At 45.7% G+C, this 22,652-nt stretch carries 19 protein-coding genes and 1 pseudogene; 14 read left to right on the plus strand and 6 right to left on the minus strand.

Going from position 1 to position 22,652, the window contains the following annotated elements:
• Positions 1-27: 27 nt before the first annotated feature.
• Entirely contained in the window at positions 28-1,584 is a 1,557-nt protein-coding gene (locus H8K32_RS20590) for a methyl-accepting chemotaxis protein (protein WP_186912650.1), read from the minus strand.
• Positions 1,585-1,819: 235 nt separating this feature from the next.
• Here H8K32_RS20590 and H8K32_RS11405 point away from each other — a divergent pair, with 235 nt between their 5' ends.
• A complete protein-coding gene (locus H8K32_RS11405; protein ID WP_246447303.1) occupies positions 1,820-2,662 on the plus strand; it encodes a Rossmann-like and DUF2520 domain-containing protein in 843 nt (280 codons plus the stop codon).
• Here the strand turns inward: H8K32_RS11405 and H8K32_RS11410 are convergent.
• Positions 2,647-4,116, minus strand: coding sequence for a sensor domain-containing diguanylate cyclase (locus H8K32_RS11410; RefSeq protein ID WP_186912651.1), 1,470 nt, complete (start codon positions 4,114-4,116; stop codon positions 2,647-2,649). The two genes, H8K32_RS11405 and H8K32_RS11410, sit on opposite strands and share 16 nt — an antisense overlap.
• A gap of 182 nt (positions 4,117-4,298) precedes the next feature.
• Positions 4,299-4,817, minus strand: a complete 519-nt coding sequence (locus H8K32_RS11415; RefSeq protein ID WP_186912652.1) for a glycine zipper 2TM domain-containing protein — start codon at positions 4,815-4,817, stop codon at positions 4,299-4,301.
• 404 nt (positions 4,818-5,221) lie between these two features.
• Here H8K32_RS11415 and H8K32_RS11420 point away from each other — a divergent pair, with 404 nt between their 5' ends.
• The 13 genes from H8K32_RS11420 to H8K32_RS11480 all read left to right on the plus strand — a co-directional run bounded on the left by H8K32_RS11420 (position 5,222) and on the right by H8K32_RS11480 (position 20,164).
• On the plus strand, positions 5,222-5,611 hold the full coding sequence (locus tag H8K32_RS11420; RefSeq protein ID WP_186912653.1) for an MAPEG family protein: 390 nt from the start codon (positions 5,222-5,224) through the stop codon (positions 5,609-5,611).
• A 14-nt stretch (positions 5,612-5,625) separates the two neighbouring features.
• Positions 5,626-6,639 carry an AI-2E family transporter gene (locus H8K32_RS11425; protein WP_186912654.1) on the plus strand — a complete coding sequence of 338 codons (1,014 nt, stop codon included), beginning with the start codon at positions 5,626-5,628 and terminating at the stop codon, positions 6,637-6,639.
• Between the two features lie 157 nt (positions 6,640-6,796).
• Positions 6,797-7,099, plus strand: a complete 303-nt coding sequence (locus H8K32_RS11430; protein WP_186912655.1) for an antibiotic biosynthesis monooxygenase family protein — start codon at positions 6,797-6,799, stop codon at positions 7,097-7,099.
• Between the two features lie 141 nt (positions 7,100-7,240).
• Entirely contained in the window at positions 7,241-8,539 is a 1,299-nt protein-coding gene (gene gshA, locus H8K32_RS11435) for a glutamate--cysteine ligase (RefSeq protein WP_186912656.1), read from the plus strand.
• A 33-nt stretch (positions 8,540-8,572) separates the two neighbouring features.
• Positions 8,573-9,538 carry a glutathione synthase gene (gene gshB, locus H8K32_RS11440; protein ID WP_186912658.1) on the plus strand — a complete coding sequence of 322 codons (966 nt, stop codon included), beginning with the start codon at positions 8,573-8,575 and terminating at the stop codon, positions 9,536-9,538.
• Positions 9,539-9,649: 111 nt separating this feature from the next.
• The gene (locus H8K32_RS11445; protein WP_186912659.1) at positions 9,650-10,057 is read left to right on the plus strand and encodes a PTS sugar transporter subunit IIA; all 408 of its coding nucleotides are present in this window, start codon (positions 9,650-9,652) and stop codon (positions 10,055-10,057) included.
• Positions 10,058-10,071: 14 nt separating this feature from the next.
• Positions 10,072-10,341 carry an HPr family phosphocarrier protein gene (locus H8K32_RS11450; protein WP_186912660.1) on the plus strand — a complete coding sequence of 90 codons (270 nt, stop codon included), beginning with the start codon at positions 10,072-10,074 and terminating at the stop codon, positions 10,339-10,341.
• A 95-nt stretch (positions 10,342-10,436) separates the two neighbouring features.
• Positions 10,437-12,203 (plus strand): phosphoenolpyruvate--protein phosphotransferase, encoded by a 1,767-nt coding sequence (ptsP, locus tag H8K32_RS11455; RefSeq protein ID WP_186912661.1) that lies wholly within the window; start codon positions 10,437-10,439, stop codon positions 12,201-12,203.
• Between the two features lie 346 nt (positions 12,204-12,549).
• Complete coding sequence (gene metX, locus H8K32_RS11460) at positions 12,550-13,701, plus strand: homoserine O-succinyltransferase MetX (RefSeq protein WP_186912663.1); 1,152 nt, start codon at positions 12,550-12,552, stop codon at positions 13,699-13,701.
• Positions 13,698-14,306, plus strand: coding sequence for a methionine biosynthesis protein MetW (metW, locus tag H8K32_RS11465; protein WP_186912665.1), 609 nt, complete (start codon positions 13,698-13,700; stop codon positions 14,304-14,306). Before metX ends, metW begins: the two co-directional genes overlap by 4 nt.
• Positions 14,307-14,389: 83 nt before the next feature.
• Positions 14,390-15,307: a M48 family metallopeptidase gene (locus H8K32_RS11470; protein WP_246447304.1), complete on the plus strand. Its 918-nt coding sequence runs from the start codon at positions 14,390-14,392 to the stop codon at positions 15,305-15,307.
• Positions 15,308-15,925: 618 nt separating this feature from the next.
• Complete coding sequence (locus H8K32_RS11475) at positions 15,926-18,322, plus strand: TonB-dependent receptor (protein ID WP_186912666.1); 2,397 nt, start codon at positions 15,926-15,928, stop codon at positions 18,320-18,322.
• A gap of 144 nt (positions 18,323-18,466) precedes the next feature.
• On the plus strand, positions 18,467-20,164 hold the full coding sequence (locus H8K32_RS11480) for a bifunctional metallophosphatase/5'-nucleotidase (protein ID WP_222613091.1): 1,698 nt from the start codon (positions 18,467-18,469) through the stop codon (positions 20,162-20,164).
• A gap of 87 nt (positions 20,165-20,251) precedes the next feature.
• Here H8K32_RS11480 and H8K32_RS11485 read toward each other — a convergent pair whose 3' ends face one another.
• The 3 genes and pseudogenes from H8K32_RS11485 to pyrE form a co-directional block, all read right to left on the minus strand.
• A complete protein-coding gene (locus H8K32_RS11485; protein WP_186912669.1) occupies positions 20,252-21,025 on the minus strand; it encodes an exodeoxyribonuclease III in 774 nt (257 codons plus the stop codon).
• A 124-nt stretch (positions 21,026-21,149) separates the two neighbouring features.
• Positions 21,150-21,900: pseudogene (locus tag H8K32_RS11490) on the minus strand (IS5 family transposase).
• A 78-nt stretch (positions 21,901-21,978) separates the two neighbouring features.
• Positions 21,979-22,644: an orotate phosphoribosyltransferase gene (gene pyrE, locus H8K32_RS11495; RefSeq protein WP_186912670.1), complete on the minus strand. Its 666-nt coding sequence runs from the start codon at positions 22,642-22,644 to the stop codon at positions 21,979-21,981.
• Positions 22,645-22,652 lie beyond the last annotated feature (8 nt).

Here is a 22,652-nt window from a genome sequence, read left to right on the forward strand (position 1 = left end):
TCGCAAGAAAGTTTCGCACATCCTGATCTAAACAGGCTGCAATTTGAACCGGCTGACAACTTGTGATAAGTTGTTCGCCTGATCTAATAGAGATTCCGCAGCTGCAGCAGCTTCTTCTACCATGGCCGTATTTTGTTGCGTCGCTTTATCCATGTTCTTGACGGATAAATTAACATCCTCAATATTTGCGCTTTGTTGCTGACTGGCGCTGGTAATTTCCGTCATGATTTCGGTCACATGCTTGATACTGGTCACAATATCATTCATCGTCGCACCTGCTTCATCAACTAATTTTGATCCTGCATCAACGCTATTTACAGACGATGTAATCAGATGTTTGATTTCTTTTGCTGCGTTGGCAGAGCGTTGCGCCAGATTGCGTACCTCGGAGGCAACGACGGCAAACCCACGTCCTTGCTCGCCTGCACGCGCAGCTTCTACCGCAGCATTTAAAGCCAGAATATTTGTTTGAAAAGCGATCTCATCAATGACGCCGATAATATCGGCAATCTTTTTGGATGAGGCATGAATCGAGCTCATCGTGTTCACCACATGACTGAAAACCAGCCCGCCTTTTTCTGCGACACCAGCCGCATTCAGTGCCAGCGTATTGGCGGCAACGGCATTTTCCGTATTGAGTTTCACCGCTTTGGTGAGTGTTTCCATTGATAGGGACGTTTGTTCCAGGCTTTGGGCTTGTTGCTCAGTTCGGGACGATAAGTCGATATTTCCAGACGCAATTTCGCGTGATGCAGCCGTGATCAGGTCAGTGCCTTGACTGACTTCTCTGACGATGTCAGCAATGCTATCGCGCATTTTATTAATGGCATGTAGCATGCTGCTTTGATCTCCCGCTTTGATATCAATTCGCGTAAATAAATCCCCTTCTGCGATATGATCGGCAATTGAAATTGCCTCGCTTGGTTCGCCACCTAGCTGGTTTTTGATACTATTGGTGATCAGGGTGCTGACTACCATCCCCACCAAAATGGAGAGAGCTCCTAATACTGCTAGTACGAGTCGGGATGTTGAGGAATCGGCGCTAGTAATTGTGGATAATTGAGCAATGCTGGCATTCTGGTAAGCGGAAAGTTTTTTAATGCTATCGACGTAGTTATTTAAGGCTGGTTCCAGTTTACTTTGCAATAACTGCGTTATGTTTTCCGGATGGGATTTTTTCTCTTGAAAAATATCGTTGCGGACTGCCAGATAAATTTTTCTTTGTTCACCTACTGCAGCAATGAGTTGCCCTTCTTCCGGTGATTTAGTATATGTTTCCAGTGTCTTTTGTATTTCGCTGATGTGGCTGCTGGTTTCTTTGATCAGGGCTTCAAAGTGTTTTTGGCGTTCTGGATCGTTAGACTCTGCGACCACCATAGTTCTGGCGCCATTCAGGTTGGTGCTGGCTGACCATTCTGAGAATAAGCGTTCTTTTTGCATCACCTCATTGACCATCATTTTCATGTCCTGATCAATTTTGTGTAAACGCCAGATGCCCTGCAATGTGATCATCAACAATAGACAAAGGACAATAAAGAATCCTGCGATCAGTCGAGTGTTAACTTTTAAGTTAGATATTTTCATATGGGTGCCTAAACGCGATTGAGCAATGAAAAATTCTCTGAGGCAAATTATTTGCAAATCTGCATTATCAAATTAATATATGTAAGGGTATAACAGAACGTAGATATGTGGCGCAATAAACAAGAAAAATGCTTGCTTTGATCACGCTTACGTGGCGATGTTTGATCCCGGATAAGATGGGTGCCTGGCTTCGCACTAATGTCGTTTGCGTACTATTGTTGTAGAAACAAATATCATGATGAAAAAATTAACGATTATTGGTGCAGGTAAGGTAGGAAAAGTATTCGGTCGTCGCTTTCAACAACGTGGCGTTTTCAGCGTTGTACAGATTTTGAATCGTCATCTTCAAAGTGCCTTAAATGCCTGTGAATTTATTGGTATAGACAACGTTGCTGCGTTAGCCGATCGCAAGCAGTTACAGGAGGCAGACATCTGGATGTTGGCCGTTAATGATGATCAGATCATTCCCGCTTGCCAAATGTTGCAAGAGCAAGGGGTGTTGAATGTCGACAGTATTGTTTTTCATTGTAGTGGTTCTAAGGCATCGACGGAGTTGGTGGCAGCGATGGAAACAGGTGCCGCTGTGGCCAGTATTCATCCAGTCGCTAGTTTTGCGAACCTGCAACACGTGGTGGAAAATTTTCCCGGCACGATCTGCAGTATTGAAGGAGATCAGCGAGCGCTTGCCGTGTTGTTGCCAGCAATACAGGCGATTGGTGCACAAGTTGTGCAAATCAGTGCCGAAACTAAATTGCTGTATCACGCCGGGTCGGTGTTTGCCAGTAACTATCTGGTGACATTGTTGGATACAGCATTACGCGCTTACCAGGCCGCGGGAATACCATCAGAGTTGGCGCTGGCAATGGCAGCACCTTTGGCGCGGCAGTCGATGGAAAACGTATTTGCATTGGGCGCTGCCGAGGCCTTAACTGGCCCGATTGCACGCGGTGATATGCAGACAGTTGCGCGTCAACAAGCTGTTGTAAGTAGTTGGGATGCGAAGGCCGGGGACTTGTATCAGGCATTTACGCCGCCAACGCAAGCGCTGGCGGCACGTAAAAATTATTCAGAAAAATAAACGCTGTTGCGGCCGTTCTCTTTGGCTTGCGCCAATGCCTGATCGGCACGTTCAAAGACGCTATCTTCAGTTTCACTATCGCGGCATTCAGCCACACCCATACTGACTGTAATGCTTAAGCGCGTGCGCGTCAGGTCGGTGGTGCGTGAAAAATCGTTATTAGCGATCGTGGCACGCAAATTTTCAGCAATCGACGTCGCTTTTTCGAGAGTGCAATTTTTCAATAAAATTAAAAATTCTTCACCTCCCCAACGGCAAATTACATCGCTCTCGCGCAGTGATCGCTTAGCAATCGCTGCTATTTCTTTGAGTACGTGATCGCCGACTTGATGCCCTTGCTTATCATTGATTTTCTTAAAAAAATCGATATCCAGTAACACTGCGCACATCGGTTGGCGAGAGCGTTCAGCATCGAGTAATGCTTGTTGGAAAATAAAATCAAACGCGTGGCGGTTTAAGAGATTTGTCAGGGTATCGGTGGTCGCTGATTTTTCCAGCTTGTTCTGATATTTTTTGATGGTGAAGAATGCCAGCACCATCAGTGTCAGTGTCATGACGCCACCCACAGCCAAATTAACTAGCAGGACATTGACCAGTGGTTTGAGCTCGTCATCGAGATTTTTATCGATGACAAGTTGCCAGCCTAAATCCGGTATGTTTCTGATGCTGACAAGGTGTGAAATTCCATCAGCGTTATATTCTAAAGACGTGGCAGTATTTTTTTGATTCGCCACAATTTGTGCTGAAATATTTTTGATGCCGTTGACGCCGCTGATATTGTCATGGCGATCATTACCTTTCGCAGTGGAAAATACAATGTCGCCCTGCTTATTGAGAAAATAAATGTTGCTGTGGAAATTTTGCTGGTAAGCGTCAATGGTGCCTTTTAAGTTATCGAGATTGAGCTTAATGCCGAACAAGCCAACAATACCGATTAACTTTCCATTTGTGTCAGCTACTTTATAGTTGACGGAGAAACTGGTTGGATCATGGGTGAGAGGATCTGAATCAAAGTTAATTTCATACGGCGCTTTCAGATTTCTGAGTTGAAAGTACCAATTGTCGATTGGATCAGCACTATTCATTGTTTTGGCGATACCAACGCCGTTATACAAATGACGCGTCTGATCTGAAATTAAATAACTTGTCAGAGCATTATTCTTATTTTTGAGGTCTTTCAAATATTGATTAATTTGCTCTGGTTCTTCTTCACCATTAAGCAGCCAATCGCGGGCAACTGTGCTACTCGCTATTTGACCTGAGATGAAGTTTGGTCGGAGCATTAATCTTTGAGTTTCTGCATAGATACTGTCATTGAGCACAGGTAAACTCTGCTCATTGAGTGTATTCGTCAGTGTTGTTTTGGAAATAAAAAAACTGGCGAGGGAAGTGCCAGTGAATCCAATAACAAGAATAACAAATAGCCAAATCAGCCAGCCGTATTTTTTTAACATGTTTTTCATGAGCTGTAGACGGAAGATGTGCGTGAAGTTTGCTGCAAGATCATACTATAAACCTGCACACTTTCTGCTCAATATAGTGTTCGTTTAAACTTGTTTTACGGCAATATTTGTGAAAAATGCCGCAAAGGGCGGCATTTTTTTATTTAATTAACTAATTTTCCAGCATTCCGGCTTTAAGGAATTGGTGTAATGGACACTCTCAGACGCACGCGTGAACCTGGATCGTATGGCATGACGGACGTATAGCTGCGACCATTGTATTCATACGTGACCGCATAACCGTTAGTGCGTGATTGCCAGTTATCAACATTGCGACATTGACGAACCGGACGAGTGGTATAGCCTGGCTGTGCGTTATTGTTGTTGTCGACACGATCACCAACAATGGCGCCGGTAATCGCACCAGCAGCGGCAGCGGCAATACGACCGTTACCATTGCCAACCTGGCTGCCCAACAAACCGCCTGCAATCCCGCCGATGATGCCACCGGTATTGCTGCGTTCTTGTGGTTGTTGAACATTTTCATATACCGTCTGACATTCTTGGCGAGGAACGTTCATTTGTTCAACTTGAGGAACGACGTTGACGATACGTGCATATTCTTCAAAATCTGCGGCATGAACTACAGGCATTGCGAATGCCATACCTAGCAGAGATGAAGAAATCGTAAGTTGCTTCAGTGTCAGTTTCATTTTTTACTCCGGTACATTTGTCATCATTTAGTCAGTATTTAACGCGCGAAGTTCCCAAAAAGAAGACAAATAACAAAAAAAAGTTTCCGATCGTCATCGCGATAATAGTTTCATTGTACAAAATATCGCTGCTGACATGATGTCCTAATGTATATCTTACCTATATTAAATCGCTGGCCGAGTGCAACTGTTACTGCCTGAGCAGGTTGTCGAATCAGGCTGTTTGTCGGTTTAGCTTGTGATCGGTTGGCTTATTTCAATACTTGCTCAAATCATCAGCCAGCTATTTCTATTCATTCCGTAAAACAAATTTCTTGCAAGTATTTCAATCATCCACATATGAGTAGCGATGTTAGGTTAAGATCGTGACCACACTGATCAATCTAATTTCCAATGGAGCTATCATGCAAATTTTATGGACGTCCTGGCTAACACTCGTTGTTTTAGCGATGTATTTCTGGAACGTAGTTACCGTCGGAAAAGCGCGCGGAAAATATGGCGTAAAGGCACCTTCGGTTGAAGGTCCGGAAGATTTTCAGCGTGCTTTGCGCGTACAGGCTAACACCGTGGAACAAATGGTGTTCTTTTTTCCTGCATTGTGGTTATGTGCGCTCTGGTTTAGTGATAAGACTGCGGCAATTGCAGGTGTTGTGTGGGTGGTAGGTCGTATTTTGTATGCTCTGGCTTATTTAAAAGATCCTTCAAAACGCGGCGCCGGATTTGCGGTTGCTACGCTAGCTTCCCTCGCTTTGTGGCTTGGTGCCATTGTCGGATTAACTGGTTTGGTTCATTAAATAAGGATGCAACGATGACTGTCAGCACCAAAAATAATGTTTCTGTCATTGCTTCATATGTTCTGATTGGGATCGGCCTGCTTATCGTTTTGAAAGCTGGCTTATTAGTGGCTCTGTTTTCCGGTCTGTTGATGTATTCACTAATCCACTTGATGGCCCCTGCTATCGCCCGCACTTTCAATCAGCGTCGGCCACGTGCAATTGCGGTAGGTTTGTTGGCTGCCGTGCTGATCATCAGCGTGATGTTGGCAGCTTGGGGTATGCATTTGTTTTTACGTAGCGACGGTGGAAATTTGCATAGTTTGCTACAAAAACTGGCGGATATTATCGAGGCATCACGTAGTCAAATGCCTGACTGGGTGAGTACTAACTTTCCAGAAGATGTCGGTGCTTTGCAAGAAATGATTACGCAATGGCTGCGTGAACACGCAGGAGAAGCAAAGTTACTGGTGCCGGAAGCAGGTCATCTTATCGTACATTTGTTGCTAGGCATGATCATCGGTTGCATGGTCGCTTTGCGCGAAACCATCGACGATTCAGATCTCAGACCGTTTGCCGCCGCCCTGCAGCAAAGGATCGGTACCTTAGGACGGATTTTCGAAAAAATCGTATTCGCACAAGTACAAATTTCCTTCATTAACACGGTTCTGGCAGCGATTTATCTCTTGGTCATTTTACCCTTATCTGGTGTACATTTGCCATTAACCAAAACGATGATAGCGGTGACCTTTCTTGCGGGTCTGATTCCGGTGGCTGGTAATATATTTTCAAACACAGTACTCGTGATCGTTGCTTTATCGCACTCTCTCAATATCGCAATCGCTTCACTCGTGTTCATGGTCTTGGTACATAAAGGCGAATACTTTCTGAATGCCCGCATCATCGGTGCCCAGATCAATGCCAGAGCGTGGGAGCTGCTGACGGCTATTCTGGTGATGGAAACTTTATTTGGTGTACCAGGCTTGGTCGCTGCGCCTGTGTTTTATGCATATTTGAAAAAAGAACTGAGTGATCAGGGTTTGGTCTGACTTTGGCCTGACTTTCAGCTGATTTTGACCTATTTGGTGCCATAATTCAGGTGGGCTGAAGTGATGTGACCTTAGCGTCCTGATGAGGCATTGCTGTAACGACTAATTTAAACACTTAACTTGCACACTTAACTTGCACACTTAACAAGAGCTAAAAATGATACTCGAAATTGCTGATATTCGTATTCATCCCGGACAACAAGCTGAATTTGATGCTGCGATACAACGTGGTATTAATGAAGTGATATGTCATGCAAAAGGATTTAGCGGCTTTAAAATTAACCACGGTATCGAGTCGCCAGAGCGTTACGTGCTGATGATTTACTGGGAAACTTTAGAAAATCACACGGTCGATTTTCGTGAGTCCCCGGCATTTTTGCAATGGCGTGCAATAGTAGGCCCATTTTTTGCACAGGCACCTGTGGTCGAACATTTCAATTTATTGGCAAAATCAGCCTGATGACTGTAGGGATTATCGGCAGTTAATCCTTGATTCCTGTCGTTTCACCCCAAGCTAGGAAAGTCATCAAGACATCGGTAGTCTGCTACGTATATTTTGCTCAAGCTGCCGATCAAACAGGCAGCTCATCAAAAGGTCAATATGGTTCCGCATCTCGTCACGGCTCTGAATGGGCCTTTGCTCGATTTAGAAAAGAAAATCCTCGAAGCAACGCCTGCAATCGAGCGTTGGTTTCGTATGGAATGGCAAGAGCATACGCCCCCATTTTATTGCTCAGTAGACTTACGCAATGCAGGCTTTAAGCTGGCGCCGGTTGATACGAATTTATTTCCTGGCGGGTTTAATAACCTTGCTAATGAGATGTTGCCTCTCGCCGTGCAAGCTGCGATGGCAGCCATAGAAAAATATTGTCCGGATGCAAAAAATTTGTTGTTGATTCCGGAAAGCCACACCCGTAATACTTTTTATCTGCAAAACGTGGCACGGATGATGCAGATTTTCCGTCAGACCGGTCTGAATGTGCGTCTTGGTTCTTTGTCTGCTGATATCAAAGAACCCACCCCGATCGATTTGCCCGATGGCACGCAACTGATTTTAGAACCTTTGGAACGTTCAGCAAATGGACGTCGCCTGGGTCTGAAGAACTTTGATCCTTGTACTATTTTGCTCAACAATGATTTGTCGGCAGGTATTCCGGCGATTTTAGAAGACATCAACGAGCAAACCTTGTTGCCCCCTTTGCATGCTGGCTGGGCTTTGCGTCGTAAGAGCAATCATTTCTCTGCTTATGATGAAGTGGTGAAAAAATTCGCCAAGATGGTCGATATTGATCCTTGGATGCTCAATCCGTTTTTTACCAAAGTCAAAAACGTTGATTTTAATGAGCGCACGGGTGAAGAAGCGTTGGCGGCCGCGGTTGATACTATCCTGGCAAAAATCCGTAAAAAATACAAAGAATACGGTATTAAAGAAAAACCTTTCGTGATCGTGAAAGCGGATGCTGGTACCTATGGCATGGGCATTATGACGGTCCACAATTCCGATGAAGTACGCGATCTGAACCGCAAGCAACGTAACAAGATGTCAGTGGTCAAAGACGGCATGGAAGTGCGCGACGTCATTGTGCAAGAAGGCGTATATACTTTTGAGCAGATTCAGGAATCCGTCGCCGAACCGGTCGTGTACATGATAGATCGCTATGTGGTGGGTGGTTTTTATCGCTTCCATGAAGAACGTGGCGTCGATGAAAATCTCAATACACCGGGCATGCATTTTGTGCCACTGGCGTTTGCGCAACAACACGCCGTGCCGGATATGCGTGCTAAGCCTGGCACTGCGGCGCCAAATCGCTTTTACATGTATGGCGTGGTCGCGCGATTAGCCTTATTGGCGGCGTCTTTAGAGATGGAAAAAACTGATCCAAACCCCGAAATTTATTAAACTGCCGGCAGCCCCGGCTTGTGGAACTTTGCTATGAAAATCGCTTTCCTGACTGACCCGTTATCGCAGTTCAAGACTTACAAAGACTCCACCTTCGCGATGATGCGCGAAGCCCATCGCCGTGGCTACGAGATTTATGCATTTGGCCCTGAGGATATGGCGCTGGAAGGCGGTCAGGTGATTGCGAATATCAGCAAAATCACGCTGACTGGTGATAGTGAAGACTGGTATCGTGCTGAAGCAGCGGTTTCTATGCCCCTCAGCAGCTTTGATGCTGTCTTACAGCGCAAAGATCCGCCGTTCGACATGGAATACATCTATGCCACATACTTGCTGGAAATGGCAGAGCAGCAGGGTGCGCGGGTCTTTAACAAACCAGCAGCGATCCGTAATCACAACGAAAAATTGAGTATTGCTCAGTTTAGCCAATTTACAACACCGACTCTGGTCACGCGCGATGAGCAACGCATACGCGCATTCCACCGTGCCCACCAGGACATTATCCTCAAGCCGCTCGATGGTATGGGTGGCGCTGGGATTTTCCGTATTCGTGAAGATGGCATGAATCTCGGTTCAGTGATTGAAACACTGACACTGAACAGTACTCGTACCATCATGGTGCAGCGCTATATTCCAGAAATCGTACATGGCGATAAGCGGATTCTATTGATCGGCGGTAAAGTAGTGCCTTACGCTTTGGCGCGGATTCCGCAGAATGGCGAAGTGCGCGGAAATCTGGCAGCAGGTGGTGTGGGTGTAGCACAAGATTTGTCGGAGCGCGATCTTGAGATTGCGCAGACTTTAGCACCACAGCTATATGAAAGAGGTCTGTTGCTGGTAGGATTAGATGTGATCGGTAATTGTCTGACCGAAGTGAATGTCACCAGCCCGACATGTTTTCAAGAAATTACGCAGCAAAAAGGTTTTGATGTTGCTGCGATGTTCACTGATGCACTCGAAGTAGCCGTCACAAGTCCTTACAAAAAAACAAGTGTTTGACACACATTTTACACATGCATTTAATATACTCCTGTCGAGTATTTTAATTGCCTTGATGAAATAACTGAGTATGCGGCTATTTTTTTCGCATACTCCCAGGGTAAAGAAATTATGGTCGGAATACTCTTGATGACACATGCTCCCTTGGGTTCTGCTTTTATACAAGCAGCGGCGCATGTTTTTCGTGGCAAGCCTGAACGGATCGAAGCGATCGACGTGATCGCTGATCAGAATACGGAAGAAGTCAATCAGTTAGCGCATGCTGCTGTAGAACGACTCAACGATGGTTCGGGTGTGTTGGTGATGACCGATATTATGGGCGGTACACCATCCAATTGCTGTCGCCAACTCGGTGAACCTGATCAGGTGGCAATCATTGCCGGTATTAGTCTGCCTATGTTGCTCAGAGCAATCACCTATCGCCAGGACGACCTTGATGTCGTCGTTGAAATGGCCTTGGCAGGTGGGCAAAATGGTGCTGTTCGTATCGATAATCGGGTTCGGCTGTCCCCCAATTAAGTGGAAAGTAAAAAATGATTCAACAAGAAATCGAAATCGTGAATAAACTGGGTTTGCATGCCCGTGCATCGGCAAAATTCACCCAGCTCGCCAGTAAGTTCAAAAGCGAAGTCTGGGTCACCCGCAATAATCGTCGTGTGAATGGTAAATCCATCATGGGCGTAATGATGTTGGCAGCAGGTAAAGGCAGCAAAATTTTGTTGGAAACCGACGGCGGTGATGAGCAAGAATGCTTTACCGCTATGCAAGCATTAATCAATGATAAATTCGGTGAAGGCGAGTAAATTACGACATCAGGAATTCTGAAAGTTCTTGATAGCAGCACAAAAGTCCGTCACATATAGATGGATCTGAATAAATAGCAGATTGGGGACAAAGCATGGCGTCATTTACTTTGCAAGGCATCCCAGTTTCTCGCGGTATTGCGATAGGCAGGGCACATCTCTTACGTCCTGCTGCATTGGATGTTGAACATTACCTCGTTGCCCAGGAACAGGTTGAGGCAGAAGTATTACGTTTGCAGGCTGCCATTGCGCAGGTGCATAAAGAATTGCAATCGATCTGGGCAGATCTGCCCCAAGATGCACCGACAGAGCTTGGTGCATTTATTGACGTTCATGTCCTCATTTTGTCTGACCCTATGGTGTCGGAAGCACCGCTCGATATCATCCGCTCGCGTCATTACAATGCTGAATGGGCGCTGGTTACCCAGGTAGACGAACTATCTGCACAGTTTGATGAAATTGAAGATGAATATTTGCGTGAACGTAAGGCTGATATTCAACAAGTTGCTGAACGTATTTTGAAGGTGCTGACTGGTAGCGCCAATTCTGTTCCACGTTCTGATGGCATCGATGAGCGCAGCGCCAATATGATCGTCGTCGCCAGAGATATATCTCCGGCGGATATGATGCAATTTCGTGATGTCGCGTTTGCCGGTTTTGTGACCGACGAAGGTGGTCAGAATTCGCATACCGCGATTGTTTCGCGTAGCCTCGGCATTCCAGCCGTGGTCGGTATGGGCAATGCTTCACATCTGATTGAGCAAGACGATTGGTTGATTATCGATAGCGATGCCGGTGTGGTGATTGTGGCGCCGACCTCTTTGGTGTTGGAACAATATCGCGAACGTCAGGTTCTTCTGCAAAAGCAGAGAAAAAAATTAGGCAAGCTGAAAAAAACGCCAGCGATAACCCAGGATGGCGTAGAAGTGACCTTGCTTGCTAATATTGAATTGCCCGAAGATGCAGCGCATGCGCTGGACGCAGGAGCGAGCGGTGTGGGTTTGTTCCGTTCCGAATTTTTGTTTATGGAACGCAGTGGGCAAGAGCACAAACTGCCAAGCGAAGAAGAGCAATTTGAAGCATATCGCGCTGCCGTATTAGGCATGAAAGGCCGTCCCGTCACAATACGTACGCTTGACGTTGGCGCTGACAAACCGCTCGATACGACAGAACACAATATTCTAAATCCTGCACTTGGATTACGTGCAATCCGTTATTGCCTGACCGAGCCACAATTATTTTTGACGCAATTACGCGCGATTTTGCGTGCCTCTGCTTTTGGCCCAGTCAAGATTTTGATACCGATGATGGCGCATAGTTTTGAAATCGACCAGACCTTGAACCTGATTGCTCAGGCCAAAAAAGAATTACAGGCTGAATCAAAAGAGTTCGATGCCAACGTACCAGTCGGAGCGATGATAGAAATTCCTGCCGCAGCATTGGCTTTGCCTATGTTTGTCAAAAAACTCGATTTCCTGTCGATAGGTACCAATGATTTGATTCAATATACGCTGGCGATTGATCGTGCCGATCACGAAGTGGCGCATCTGTATGACGATTTGCACCCCGCTATTTTGCAGCTCTTGCATACCATCGTTACGACTGCGGAGAAAGCTGAAATTCCAGTCTCGATTTGTGGCGGCATGGCGGGTGATGTGCGCCTGACCCGCTTGCTGACAGGCATGGGTTTTCGCGAATTATCGATGCCAGCGGCACTATTGCCAGAAATTAAACAGGCAATTTTGAACACCCATCTGGAAAACGTACAGCCGTATGTAAAAAAGATCTTACGCAGTTACGAACCCGTCGTGATACGTGAGACGCTGGCTGCGATGGAAATGCTTGGGCAGACCGTACATTGATCAATAGGGTGATCGCCAAGGACGTTGTACGCTTGCAGATTGAGGTTTGACGTCAGCGGTAGACTTGGTTATGCTTAGCAACTAAGAATTTGAAAACGTTGCATAAAATTTAGGAATAATCCGCTGACTGGTTTTTGTCAGCGATGCAATGCAGGTTCTTTATAACAAATTTGATGTAAAAAAGTGCGCCGATTTGAAAATCAGCTTGCGGGCGCGGTCTGGACGTTTCAGACAATAAATACGGCTAAAGCGAGCTTGAATGCAGCTTTTCTCTCTTCCACATTCAGCCCACCTTTTAGCCTTCCTTGATTTTTTTTGAACGAGAAATTTCTCGATGGAAGTGTGTATGTCAGTTTCACCTCAATCTATTGGTGCTGTTACACCACAAGCGTTTTTTTTCGAGCAGGCGTTGCCACTACAAAGTGGTGCCAGTATCGCTGAATATACCTTGATGGTAGAAACGTATGGCAGCCTGAATGCCGATAAATCGAATGCCGTTTTGATTTGCCACGCCCTAAATGCATCGCACCATGTGGCCGGTTATTATGCCGACGACCCTAAGAATATTGGTTGGTGGGACAATATGGTCGGCCCCGGAAAGCCAGTCGATACCAATCGTTTTTTTGTGATCGGCATCAATAATTTAGGTTCCTGTTTTGGCTCTACTGGCCCTATGCATAACAATCCGAATACTGGTAAGCCGTATGGGGCAGATTTTCCGGTAGTGACGGTCGAAGATTGGGTCAATGCTCAGGCGCGGGTTGCCGATCAATTGGGGATCCAGCAGTTTGCCGCGGTGATGGGTGGTTCATTGGGAGGTATGCAGGCCTTGGCCTGGAGTATTCTGTACCCGGATCGCCTCCAACATTGTGTGGTGATTGCCTCCACACCCAAGTTGTCGGCGCAAAATATTGCCTTCAATGATGTCGCACGACAGGCGATATTGACCGATCCGGATTTTCACGGCGGCGATTTTTATGCGCATGGTGTGGTGCCCCGCAACGGCTTACGAGTCGCTCGGATGATAGGTCACATCACCTACCTGTCCGATGACGATATGGCGGAAAAATTTGGCCGTGATCTCAAGTCTGGTGACTATCAATTTGGTTATGGCGTTGATTTTGAAATCGAATCGTATTTGCGTTATCAGGGCGATAAATTCTCTGATTATTTTGATGCTAATACGTATTTGCTGATCACCAAAGCACTCGATTATTTTGATCCGGCACGCCATACAAATGGTGACTTAAGTAAGGCACTGGGGAATACAAAAGCACAGTTCTTATTGGCATCGTTCACGACGGATTGGCGTTTCTCTCCAGAACGTAGCCGTGAAATTGTGCGTGCTTTAATCACAAATAAACGTACAGTCAGCTATGCGGAAATTGATGCTCCACATGGTCACGATGCTTTCCTGCTTGATGATGCGCGCTATCTGAATTTAATCGCAGCGTACTTCGATCGCATCGACGCACAATTGCAAGGAACATCCGTATGAATTTTTCAGAATTAAATCAACTACGCCCCGATCTTGCATTTATTGCCGACTGGATTAAACCTGATACGCATGTACTTGACGTTGGTTGTGGCGACGGCGTGATGCTCGATTATCTGCAATCGGATAAGCATTGCATTGGTTATGGGATTGAGATCGCTGACGACAAAGTGTTGGCGTGTACGAAGCGACATATCAATGTGATTCAGCAAGACATGGAAAACGGCCTGAGCATGTTTGATGATAATGCTTTTGATACCGTGTTATGTCTGAATTCTTTGCAGATGATGAAACATGTGGAAGCCTTGCTGCGCGATATTGCACGGGTTGGTAGAGACGCGATCGTCTCGTTCCCCAACTTTGGTTATTGGCCGCACCGCACCGCGTTATTCATGGGAAAAATGCCGGTTTCCAAATCTTTACCTTACCAATGGTATGACACCCCAAACGTGCGCTGTGCAACGATTTATGACTTCGCAGAGTTAGCCAACGAAGTCGGACTAGAAGTCCTGGAGTGCGTGGCTTTGCATGAAGGAAAACCAGTGCATGTATTGCCGAACTGGCGCGGTAGTCTGGCGGTATTTCGTTTGCGCAAACGAAGTGCCTAAGTGGCTTTCGTTGAGGCTGAGGTTGCCCTTTGGTGTAATGATTCTGCTACCATCTTAGTATCAATTATTTACGGTGCTTGGTCATGAAATTTGTTTCACCATCAATGTCGTCATGGGTTTTGCTTGGCCTGTTCGTGTGTAGTGTTGTCAGTGCTCCATTTTCCGTAGCACAAGATGCACCACGTGACGACGGCGTGAAGGTGGGGGGGATGTCATGGGCACGCAATTTTGTGCCAAAAGGCGCTCTCGAACAACAAGCGGCTATGCAATACGCGCAGGTCATCCAACAGGCGCAGCAAGCACGTGCGCTTGGCCCGGATGACTTCCCGCAAGTGGTTCGTTTGCGTACCATCGCCAATAAATTAATTCCATACACTTTGAGCTGGAATGCCCGTTCCAAGAACTGGAAATGGGAAGTCAATTTACTCGCCTCTAAACAAGTCAATGCCTACTGCATGCCGGGTGGAAAAATTGCGTTTTATTCTGGCATCCTCGATACACTGAAACTAACTGACGATGAAGTCGCTATTGTAATAGGGCATGAGATTGCCCATGCCTTGCGTGAGCATGGTGCTGAACGTGAAGGCAAAGCGAGGATTGCAAACTTTGGCGTACAGTTGGCGGAGATTTTTGCCGGTTTGAAAGGTTACGATACGCGTGTTGCTGGTGCCGCGGCAGGAACTCTCGCAAAGGTTGGTATGTTGGCTTTCTCGCGGCAAGACGAAACCGAAGCAGATATTGTCGGCCTTGATATCGCCGCACGTGCTGGTTACGATCCGCGCGCCGGTATTGTGCTGTGGCAAAAAATGGGCATGATTAATAAATCTGCACCACCGCAATGGTTATCGACGCATCCTGCAGGAAATAACCGGATTGCTGAAATTCAAAAACACTTGCCGGAAGTCATGCCTCTATATGCTAAGGCCCATGGTTTTAATGTCAATCAGCTTGCACCATATCGTCCGAACGTAAAGGGCATCGAACCAGTGACTTATCCCTGAACAGGACAATCATGATTATGACAGCGTATATTTCCAAAAAGAAATACTGTCAAATATCGTAATGTTTCATGGTGCTACTAGTTGTTACCTATTTTCATCTCCTTAAGGTAAAAACTTGGTCAAAAATTACTTTTGTGGCTTGTTTGTGACACTTTTTAGTCAATTTCCTAGTTCTGTCATCATCCTTTCATAATTGGATGTAACACTCTGCAAGATTCAGAAAACTTCTGTGATAGACTTTTTCGTATATCGATATATCTAATTCGTAAGAATTTGTAATTTTATAAATTCTTTTTAATAGTGAATATCGCACAAAATAGACGAATTTATACCTTCGTCTGTTTTTTTTACCAAATAAGCAATCGTTTGCGCAATATCGACGGAACAATCCACAATCATTGTAGCAATCGTTTGCGCGTTGAAACGACGATCTCAGTAATAGGCGATATCACGGTCCGCGAATAGTTGTATTAAGGCAATAAAACTAATAGATCTGGCAAACATGTGTGGTGAAGGAAATGTGATCAAGCTAGCTCTATTGCTTGAAACCACATACCAGGTTTGATGCAAATTTAAAATTAATTATTATTTATCTAAAATCTGATCAGGGAGCAGTCAATGAAACAAACCGCTAAATCGTCAGCGTTGATGCCACGCATGTCGATGGTCGCTATTGCATGCCAATTGGTATGTATGAGTATGTCTTCTGCCTATGCTGCAGAAGCGACACAAACAAACAATGATCCAATTGATTCCAAACAAGTGACTATTACTGGCAAAAAAGTCGGTATGGGCTTGATGGTGCAAGAAAACGCGCCAAAAGCCCGTAGCACGATTACTGCCGAAGAAATCTCAAAACAACGCCCGACAGGCAATGCCTATGAAGCGCTGGAATTGATGCCTGCGGTTAATAGCTACAACTACGATGCGACTGGTTTGTTCGGCGGTGGTTTGACACTGCGCGGCTTCAACAGCGATCAAATTGGTGCCACGATTAACGGCGTACCAGTGAATGATTCAGGTAACTTCGCGGTATATCCACAAGAATTCATCGATCCGGAAAATACGTGCACACAATTCGTGACACAAGGCTCTACTGACGTTGACTCACCACAAATCGGTGCAACTGGTGGTAACTTCGGTATCACAACTTGTGACCCATCCAAAGAACGACGTTTCCACGTTGCGCAAACGATCGGTGAACTGAATATGTACAAAACCTACATGCGCTATGACACAGGCTTGTGGGAAGATGGTAAATCTCGTTTCTTTATCTCTGCGTCTCAAGCTCACACTGACAAGTGGAAAGGTCTCGGACAAGCAAACCGTGATCACGTAGATATGGGCTATCGTACTGACATGGATCGCTTTAATTCTATCAGCGCTACAGTGTTGATGAATCGTGCAAAAAATAACAACATTTACAATCCGACGTTACCGGAATTGAATGCTAAGGGTTACACCTACGATTACGCAACGACATTCCCAGGTCATGCAACTCCAACACCAGGTAAAGACGTTGATCCTGCAACCCCTCCAGGCGCGGCTGCATACTACCAACTGTCACAAAATCCGTTCCAGAATGTGATTGCTTCCGCAACTGCAAAATTCCGTGTCGGTGAAGATACAGATATCAAGATCGTACCTTACTACTGGTATGGTTTTGGCAATGGCGGCACGCAACAAAAAACCAAGACAGAGGCAGGTTCATTCCTTCCAGCCGTGGTCGATCCTAAAACCGGTAAGACAACTTTGGTGGGTAATGTAGATTTGAATGGCGATGGCGACGTAAAAGACACCGTTATTGTTGCGACCGGTAGCGTGACACGTACGAATCGTCCTGGTGTTACTGCTTCTGTTACACACAATTTTGACAACCACCAAGTATTGGCTGGTTTCTGGTTCGAACGTGCTGCACACGAGCAATTCGGTCCAATGAGTCTGGTCAGTAATGACGGCACAGCTAAAGACATTTGGTTCACAAATGGTCGCGTTTTACGCCAAGATGGTACGCCTTACCAATCACGCGACGTAAAAACGATCAGTACTGCATATCAGTTCTTTGCTCAAGATACAATCAACCTGATGAACGACAAGTTGTCTGTGAATCTTGGTTTGCGTGCACCAACAATGAAGCGTGATTTCACTAACTACGCAAATGAGGCAGCACCAATTGGCTATACATTGAGCCGCAAGTACTCTGAGTTGTTGCCACAGTTGGGCGCTAGATATCAAATCGATAACGACAATCAAGTATTTGCCAGCTTGGCAAAGAACATGAAAGCACCGCCAAATTTTGTGTATCAAAACTTGCCAGTGGTGAACGGTAGCCCAGTTTTAGCGAATAACGTCAAAACTGAAACTTCCTGGGATCTGGACGTTGGTTACCGCTTGCAAAGCGATAAATTGACAGCGCAATTGACAGCGTATCAGATCAATTTCCGTGATCGTCAAGCAACAGCCTATGATCCAAATACACTGGTTGCTAGCTACACTAATATCGGCACGGTAAAAACGCACGGCTTTGAAGCTGAATTGGGTAATACACCAATCAATGGCTGGTCCTTCTACGGATCTTTTGGTTACGCGAAGAGTGAAATCCAAAGTGATTTGGTTGTGAGCGCCACAGCTACTTTGCCAACTGCTGGTAAAAACATGACCTTGGTTCCTGAGCGCAAAGCTGGCTTAAGCGTTCAATATGAAACAGGCGTTTGGTATACACGTTTGAAAGCCAAATACACTAGCAGCCAATGGGCAACAATGGTTAACGATGAGTTAGTGCCTGCTTACACGTTATTGGGTCTGGATGCTGGTTATCAATTCCCAAATTATGGCTGGATGAAAAAACCAACCTTGCGTTTGAATGTCAGCAACTTGACGAACAAGCAATATCGTAACCCATCTAGTTTCAACGTAACAAATGCGGTAGCTACGCCAACTTACGCAAAACAAAATGTTAACTACTATGTTGGTGCACCACGCTTTACTTCAGTCACGTTCTCTGTTGATTACTAATCTGAAGACATGCATTTTGCTGTGACATAAACACAGCAAACTGTCTGACACTAGAAGGTCTGCGACAATGACATGTTGCAGACCTTTTTCTTTAGCGAATGCTTTTTTACTTATCAGAAAATGACATTGAAAAAAATTAAATCCATGAACGCTATTCAACGTATTTCGGCCTTGATGATCCTCGCTGGCTTGTCAGCTTGTGCCACTAGCAATTTCAGCCAGGGCACCAGATATGAAGACATTACAATCTTCAGCATCAATGATTTTCATGGCAATTTACAGGCTGATCAGCCAGTTCCATACCTTGCCAGCAAACCAGATGTCCAACACCCAGGTCAATTCATCAAAGTTCCTGCTGGTGGTTATGCTTATTTAGCGAGTAAGCTTAAAGAGCGTCGGGCGGCAGTGCACGCCAGTATTTTGGTTGGCGCTGGTGATTTGATGGGCGCTTCGCCGATGGGATCAGCATTACTTCAAGATGAACCGGTGATCGAAGCCTTGAATCAAATTAATCTCTCAGTGACCGCCGTCGGTAACCATGAATTTGATCGTGGCCCTGACGAATTGATGCGCAAAATTCAAGGTACTTGCCCAACTAGTGGCTGCTCCTATATGGGTTTTCATGGTGCGAATTATGACTATCTTGGCGCAAATGTATATCAAGTGGGAAGCAACGCATCATGGCTGAAATCCTATGTGATTCGCCAGGTCGGTGATGTAAAGGTCGGCTTTATTGGTGCCGTGACTTCCGACGTGCCCAATCTGGTTGCAGGCGATGCGGTCAAGCAGTTACGTTTTGAAGATGAAGCAAGCGCCATCAATCGTTATGTGCCCGAGTTACAAAAACAAGGCGTGAATGCCATCGTCGTGTTGATCCATGAAGGAGCGATGTACAAAGGAAACGAGAATGATCCTAGCTATCGCTGCGAAGGCTTGCAGGGGCCGATTATTGACATCAGTAAAAAATTAGACAAAGCAATTAACCTGGTGGTTTCGGCACATTCACATCAAGGTTATACCTGCAAAATTGACGGTCGTTTAGTGGTACAAGGGCGTAGCTACGGCGCATTTTTGACAGAATCAACTTTAACAATAGACAAACAAACTCATCAAGTCGTGAACGTCGTTGCAGTCAATCATCTGATCGATCAGCAGCAAATTACGGCCGATCCCATTGCACAAAAATTAGTCAATCAAGTGACAACACAAACGGCAGCAATGCGTTTGCGGCCAGTGGTGACACTCAACAAACCGTTGCTACGAACAAGCGATGCTCAACATTTCGATAGTCCTTTGGGTGATGTCATTGCCGATGCACATTTGTATTTCGCGAGCCAACTTGGGAATGTAGATATCGCATTTATGAATCAAGGCGGTATTCGTAGCGATCTGCCCTCAGGCTCTCAAGCATCGCCGGTCAACATTACTTTCGGGGATATTTACGCCGTCCAGCCATTTGGAAATATGCTCATCAGGATGCAACTGAGTGGTGCACAAATTATGGAAATTTTGCAGCAGCAATGGAGCGATAAAACCGCAAATGAGCCCAAAAAATTGTTTGCATCAGACTCGCTTTCCTATTCATGGAAACGAGGAGATGCTTCTGACATCCAAATCAGCAACGTCACAATTAAAGGTCAGCCACTGAACTTAAACCAAGAATACACCGTCGTCGCCAATAATTTTTTAGCTGACGGTGGGGATGGTTTTAAAGTGTTTAAACAAGGTCGTAACCGTCAAATCATCGGGCGCGATCTCGATGCTTTGGAAGCCTACCTTGTTAGTCACGGCACAGCGATTGATCATGGTTTGAATTTGAACCGGGTCGAGCACAAACAATAATTTGATCGGTAGATAAGCCATTCCTGCTAAAAAAACGCAGGAATGGCAACCTTTATAGGGCGGTGGCAACCCGTGCTACAAAAAATTTCAACCGTAAGTAATGATTAACGGTGAATGGTCAGAAAAACGCTCTTCTTTGTAAATCGCCGCCGACTTCGCTTTACGCCCAATACCCGGTGTTGCGACATGGTAATCGATACGCCAACCAACATTATTTGCCCACGCTTGACCCCGATTACTCCACCACGTATAAGCTTCCGCAGTGGTGTCAGGGTGCAGATGACGATACACGTCAACCCAACCTAACTCATCAAACAAACGTGTCATCCATGCACGTTCTTCAGGCAAGAAGCCGGAATTTTTCTGATTGCTTTTCCAGTTTTTCAAATCAATTTCTTTATGCGCAATATTCCAGTCGCCGCAAATCACCAGCTCACGACCTTCAGCGATTAATTTTTCCAGATGTGGAAAAAATTCATCCATAAAGCGGAATTTAGCTTCCTGTCTTTCTTCGGAAGAAGAACCCGATGGACAGTAAACAGAGATCACCGATAAGTCACCAAAATCGCAGCGCACATAGCGGCCTTCAGGATCAAACTCCGCACTGCCAAAACCAATGTGTACGGCATCAGGCTTCTTCTTGCTATATACACCCGCACCGGAGTAACCCTTTTTCTCGGCATAATGAAAATGCCCGTGAAAGCCATGCGGTGCCAGAAAATCATCCGTCATATCCGGCGCTTGCGCTTTGAGCTCTTGCACACAAACAAAGTCAGGATCTTCTTTTCCCATCCACTCAAAAAAACCTTTTTTTGCAGCGGAGCGGATGCCGTTCAGGTTGGCGGAGATGATTTTTGTCATGGATGTAATTTAAAAACGTAGACTCTTGGGGGGGGGAATAAAAGAGTAAAAATGAGAACCCGTTGCAGAAAATTGCATTGAGTATAATTCAGCTTTTTACCTTTATACTAGGGCGTGTTGACATTTATTTTAACCAAAGCATCGAAGCTGCAATTGCCACAAATGAAGCAAATCGTTCAGCAAGTTTGTCGTATCGCGTGGCAAACCGCCTATATTGTTTGATGTGAGCAAAGAATCTTTCTACTAAATTCCGGCTTCTGTAATGGTAGCGGTCAAATTCTCTCTGCTCTTTTCGATTCTCTTTTGGTGGAATAACTGCCTTAGCTTTTTTCATGGCAATACACTCCAGTAGCGCATTGGTGTCGTACGCCTTATCGGCTAATACTGCTTGCGGCTCAATTTCTTTCAATAAAATCTCTGCCTGTGTTGAGTCATGCACATGCCCACCCGTCAGTACAAATCGTGCTAGTTGTCCAAATCCTTCAACGCAGGCATGGATTTTAGTGCCGAAGCCTCCTCGAGATCGACCAAGCGCTTGCTCACCGTTTTTTTTTCAGCACCAGCGGCATGCTGGTGCGCTCGGATCACCGTACTGTCTCTTGAGACTTCTTCAATATCTGCATCTTCACGCAATACAGCAAAAATATTTTGCCACACATTTTTATTCGACCAACGGGCAAACCGGATATAGATGCTATTCCATTTACCAAACTCGACTGGTAAATCTCACCAAGGGCTACCCGTACGTGCTATCCAAAATACTGCCTCAACAACCGACGGTTATCAAGCCGACCACGCCCTCTATCGCCTGCTTTTCCACGTAATAAAGGCGCAATTCGTTCCCATTGATCATCTCTTAACATCAGTCGCAGCATCGCTTCATTCTTTAAAATCCAGAACGTAAACATACTTCGGGAAAAGTTAACAGCTTTTTATATGTCATCATGTCCTGGTTAAACCGCCCCATACCTATCCCGATACGCCGCCACAGCTTGCTTGTACTGTGTTAATTGCGCATCGGCACCAGCTGCAGACAGGTAGTCAAACAAGTCATTCAAATTCCCAATAGAAACCACTGGCATGTTGTAGGTATTGCTCACTTCTTGCACTGCTGAGTGGGCAGATAAAGCGTCGTCTTTGCCTGAGCGTTCCATACGGTCGAGGGCGATTAGTACGGCGCAAGGGGTAGCACCTGCCGCACGTATCATTTCTACGGATTCGCGGACAGATGTGCCTGCAGAAATCACGTCGTCGATGATTACTACTTTGCCTTTGAGTTCTGCACCAACGATGGTGCCGCCTTCGCCGTGGTCTTTGGCTTCTTTACGGTTGTAGGCGAATGGCACATTGCGACCGCGTGCTGCCAGCGCTACCGCGGTGGCGGATGCAAGTGTGATGCCCTTGTATGCTGGGCCAAACAACATATCAAATTCAACGCCGGAATTGATCAGCGTGTCAGCATAAAAAGCCGCTAATTTGCCTAAATTAGCGCCATCGTTAAACAGACCCGCATTGAAAAAATAAGGTGAGTTACGACCTGCTTTGGTCACAAAATCACCAAAACGGATAACGCCAGCTTTGACGGAAAACTCGATAAATTCTTGTCTTAAATTGCTCATGATGTTCT

It is taken from the genome of Cognatundibacterium jejuense (genome assembly GCF_014284255.1).
Classification (GTDB): domain Bacteria; phylum Pseudomonadota; class Gammaproteobacteria; order Burkholderiales; family Burkholderiaceae_D; genus Undibacterium; species Undibacterium jejuense.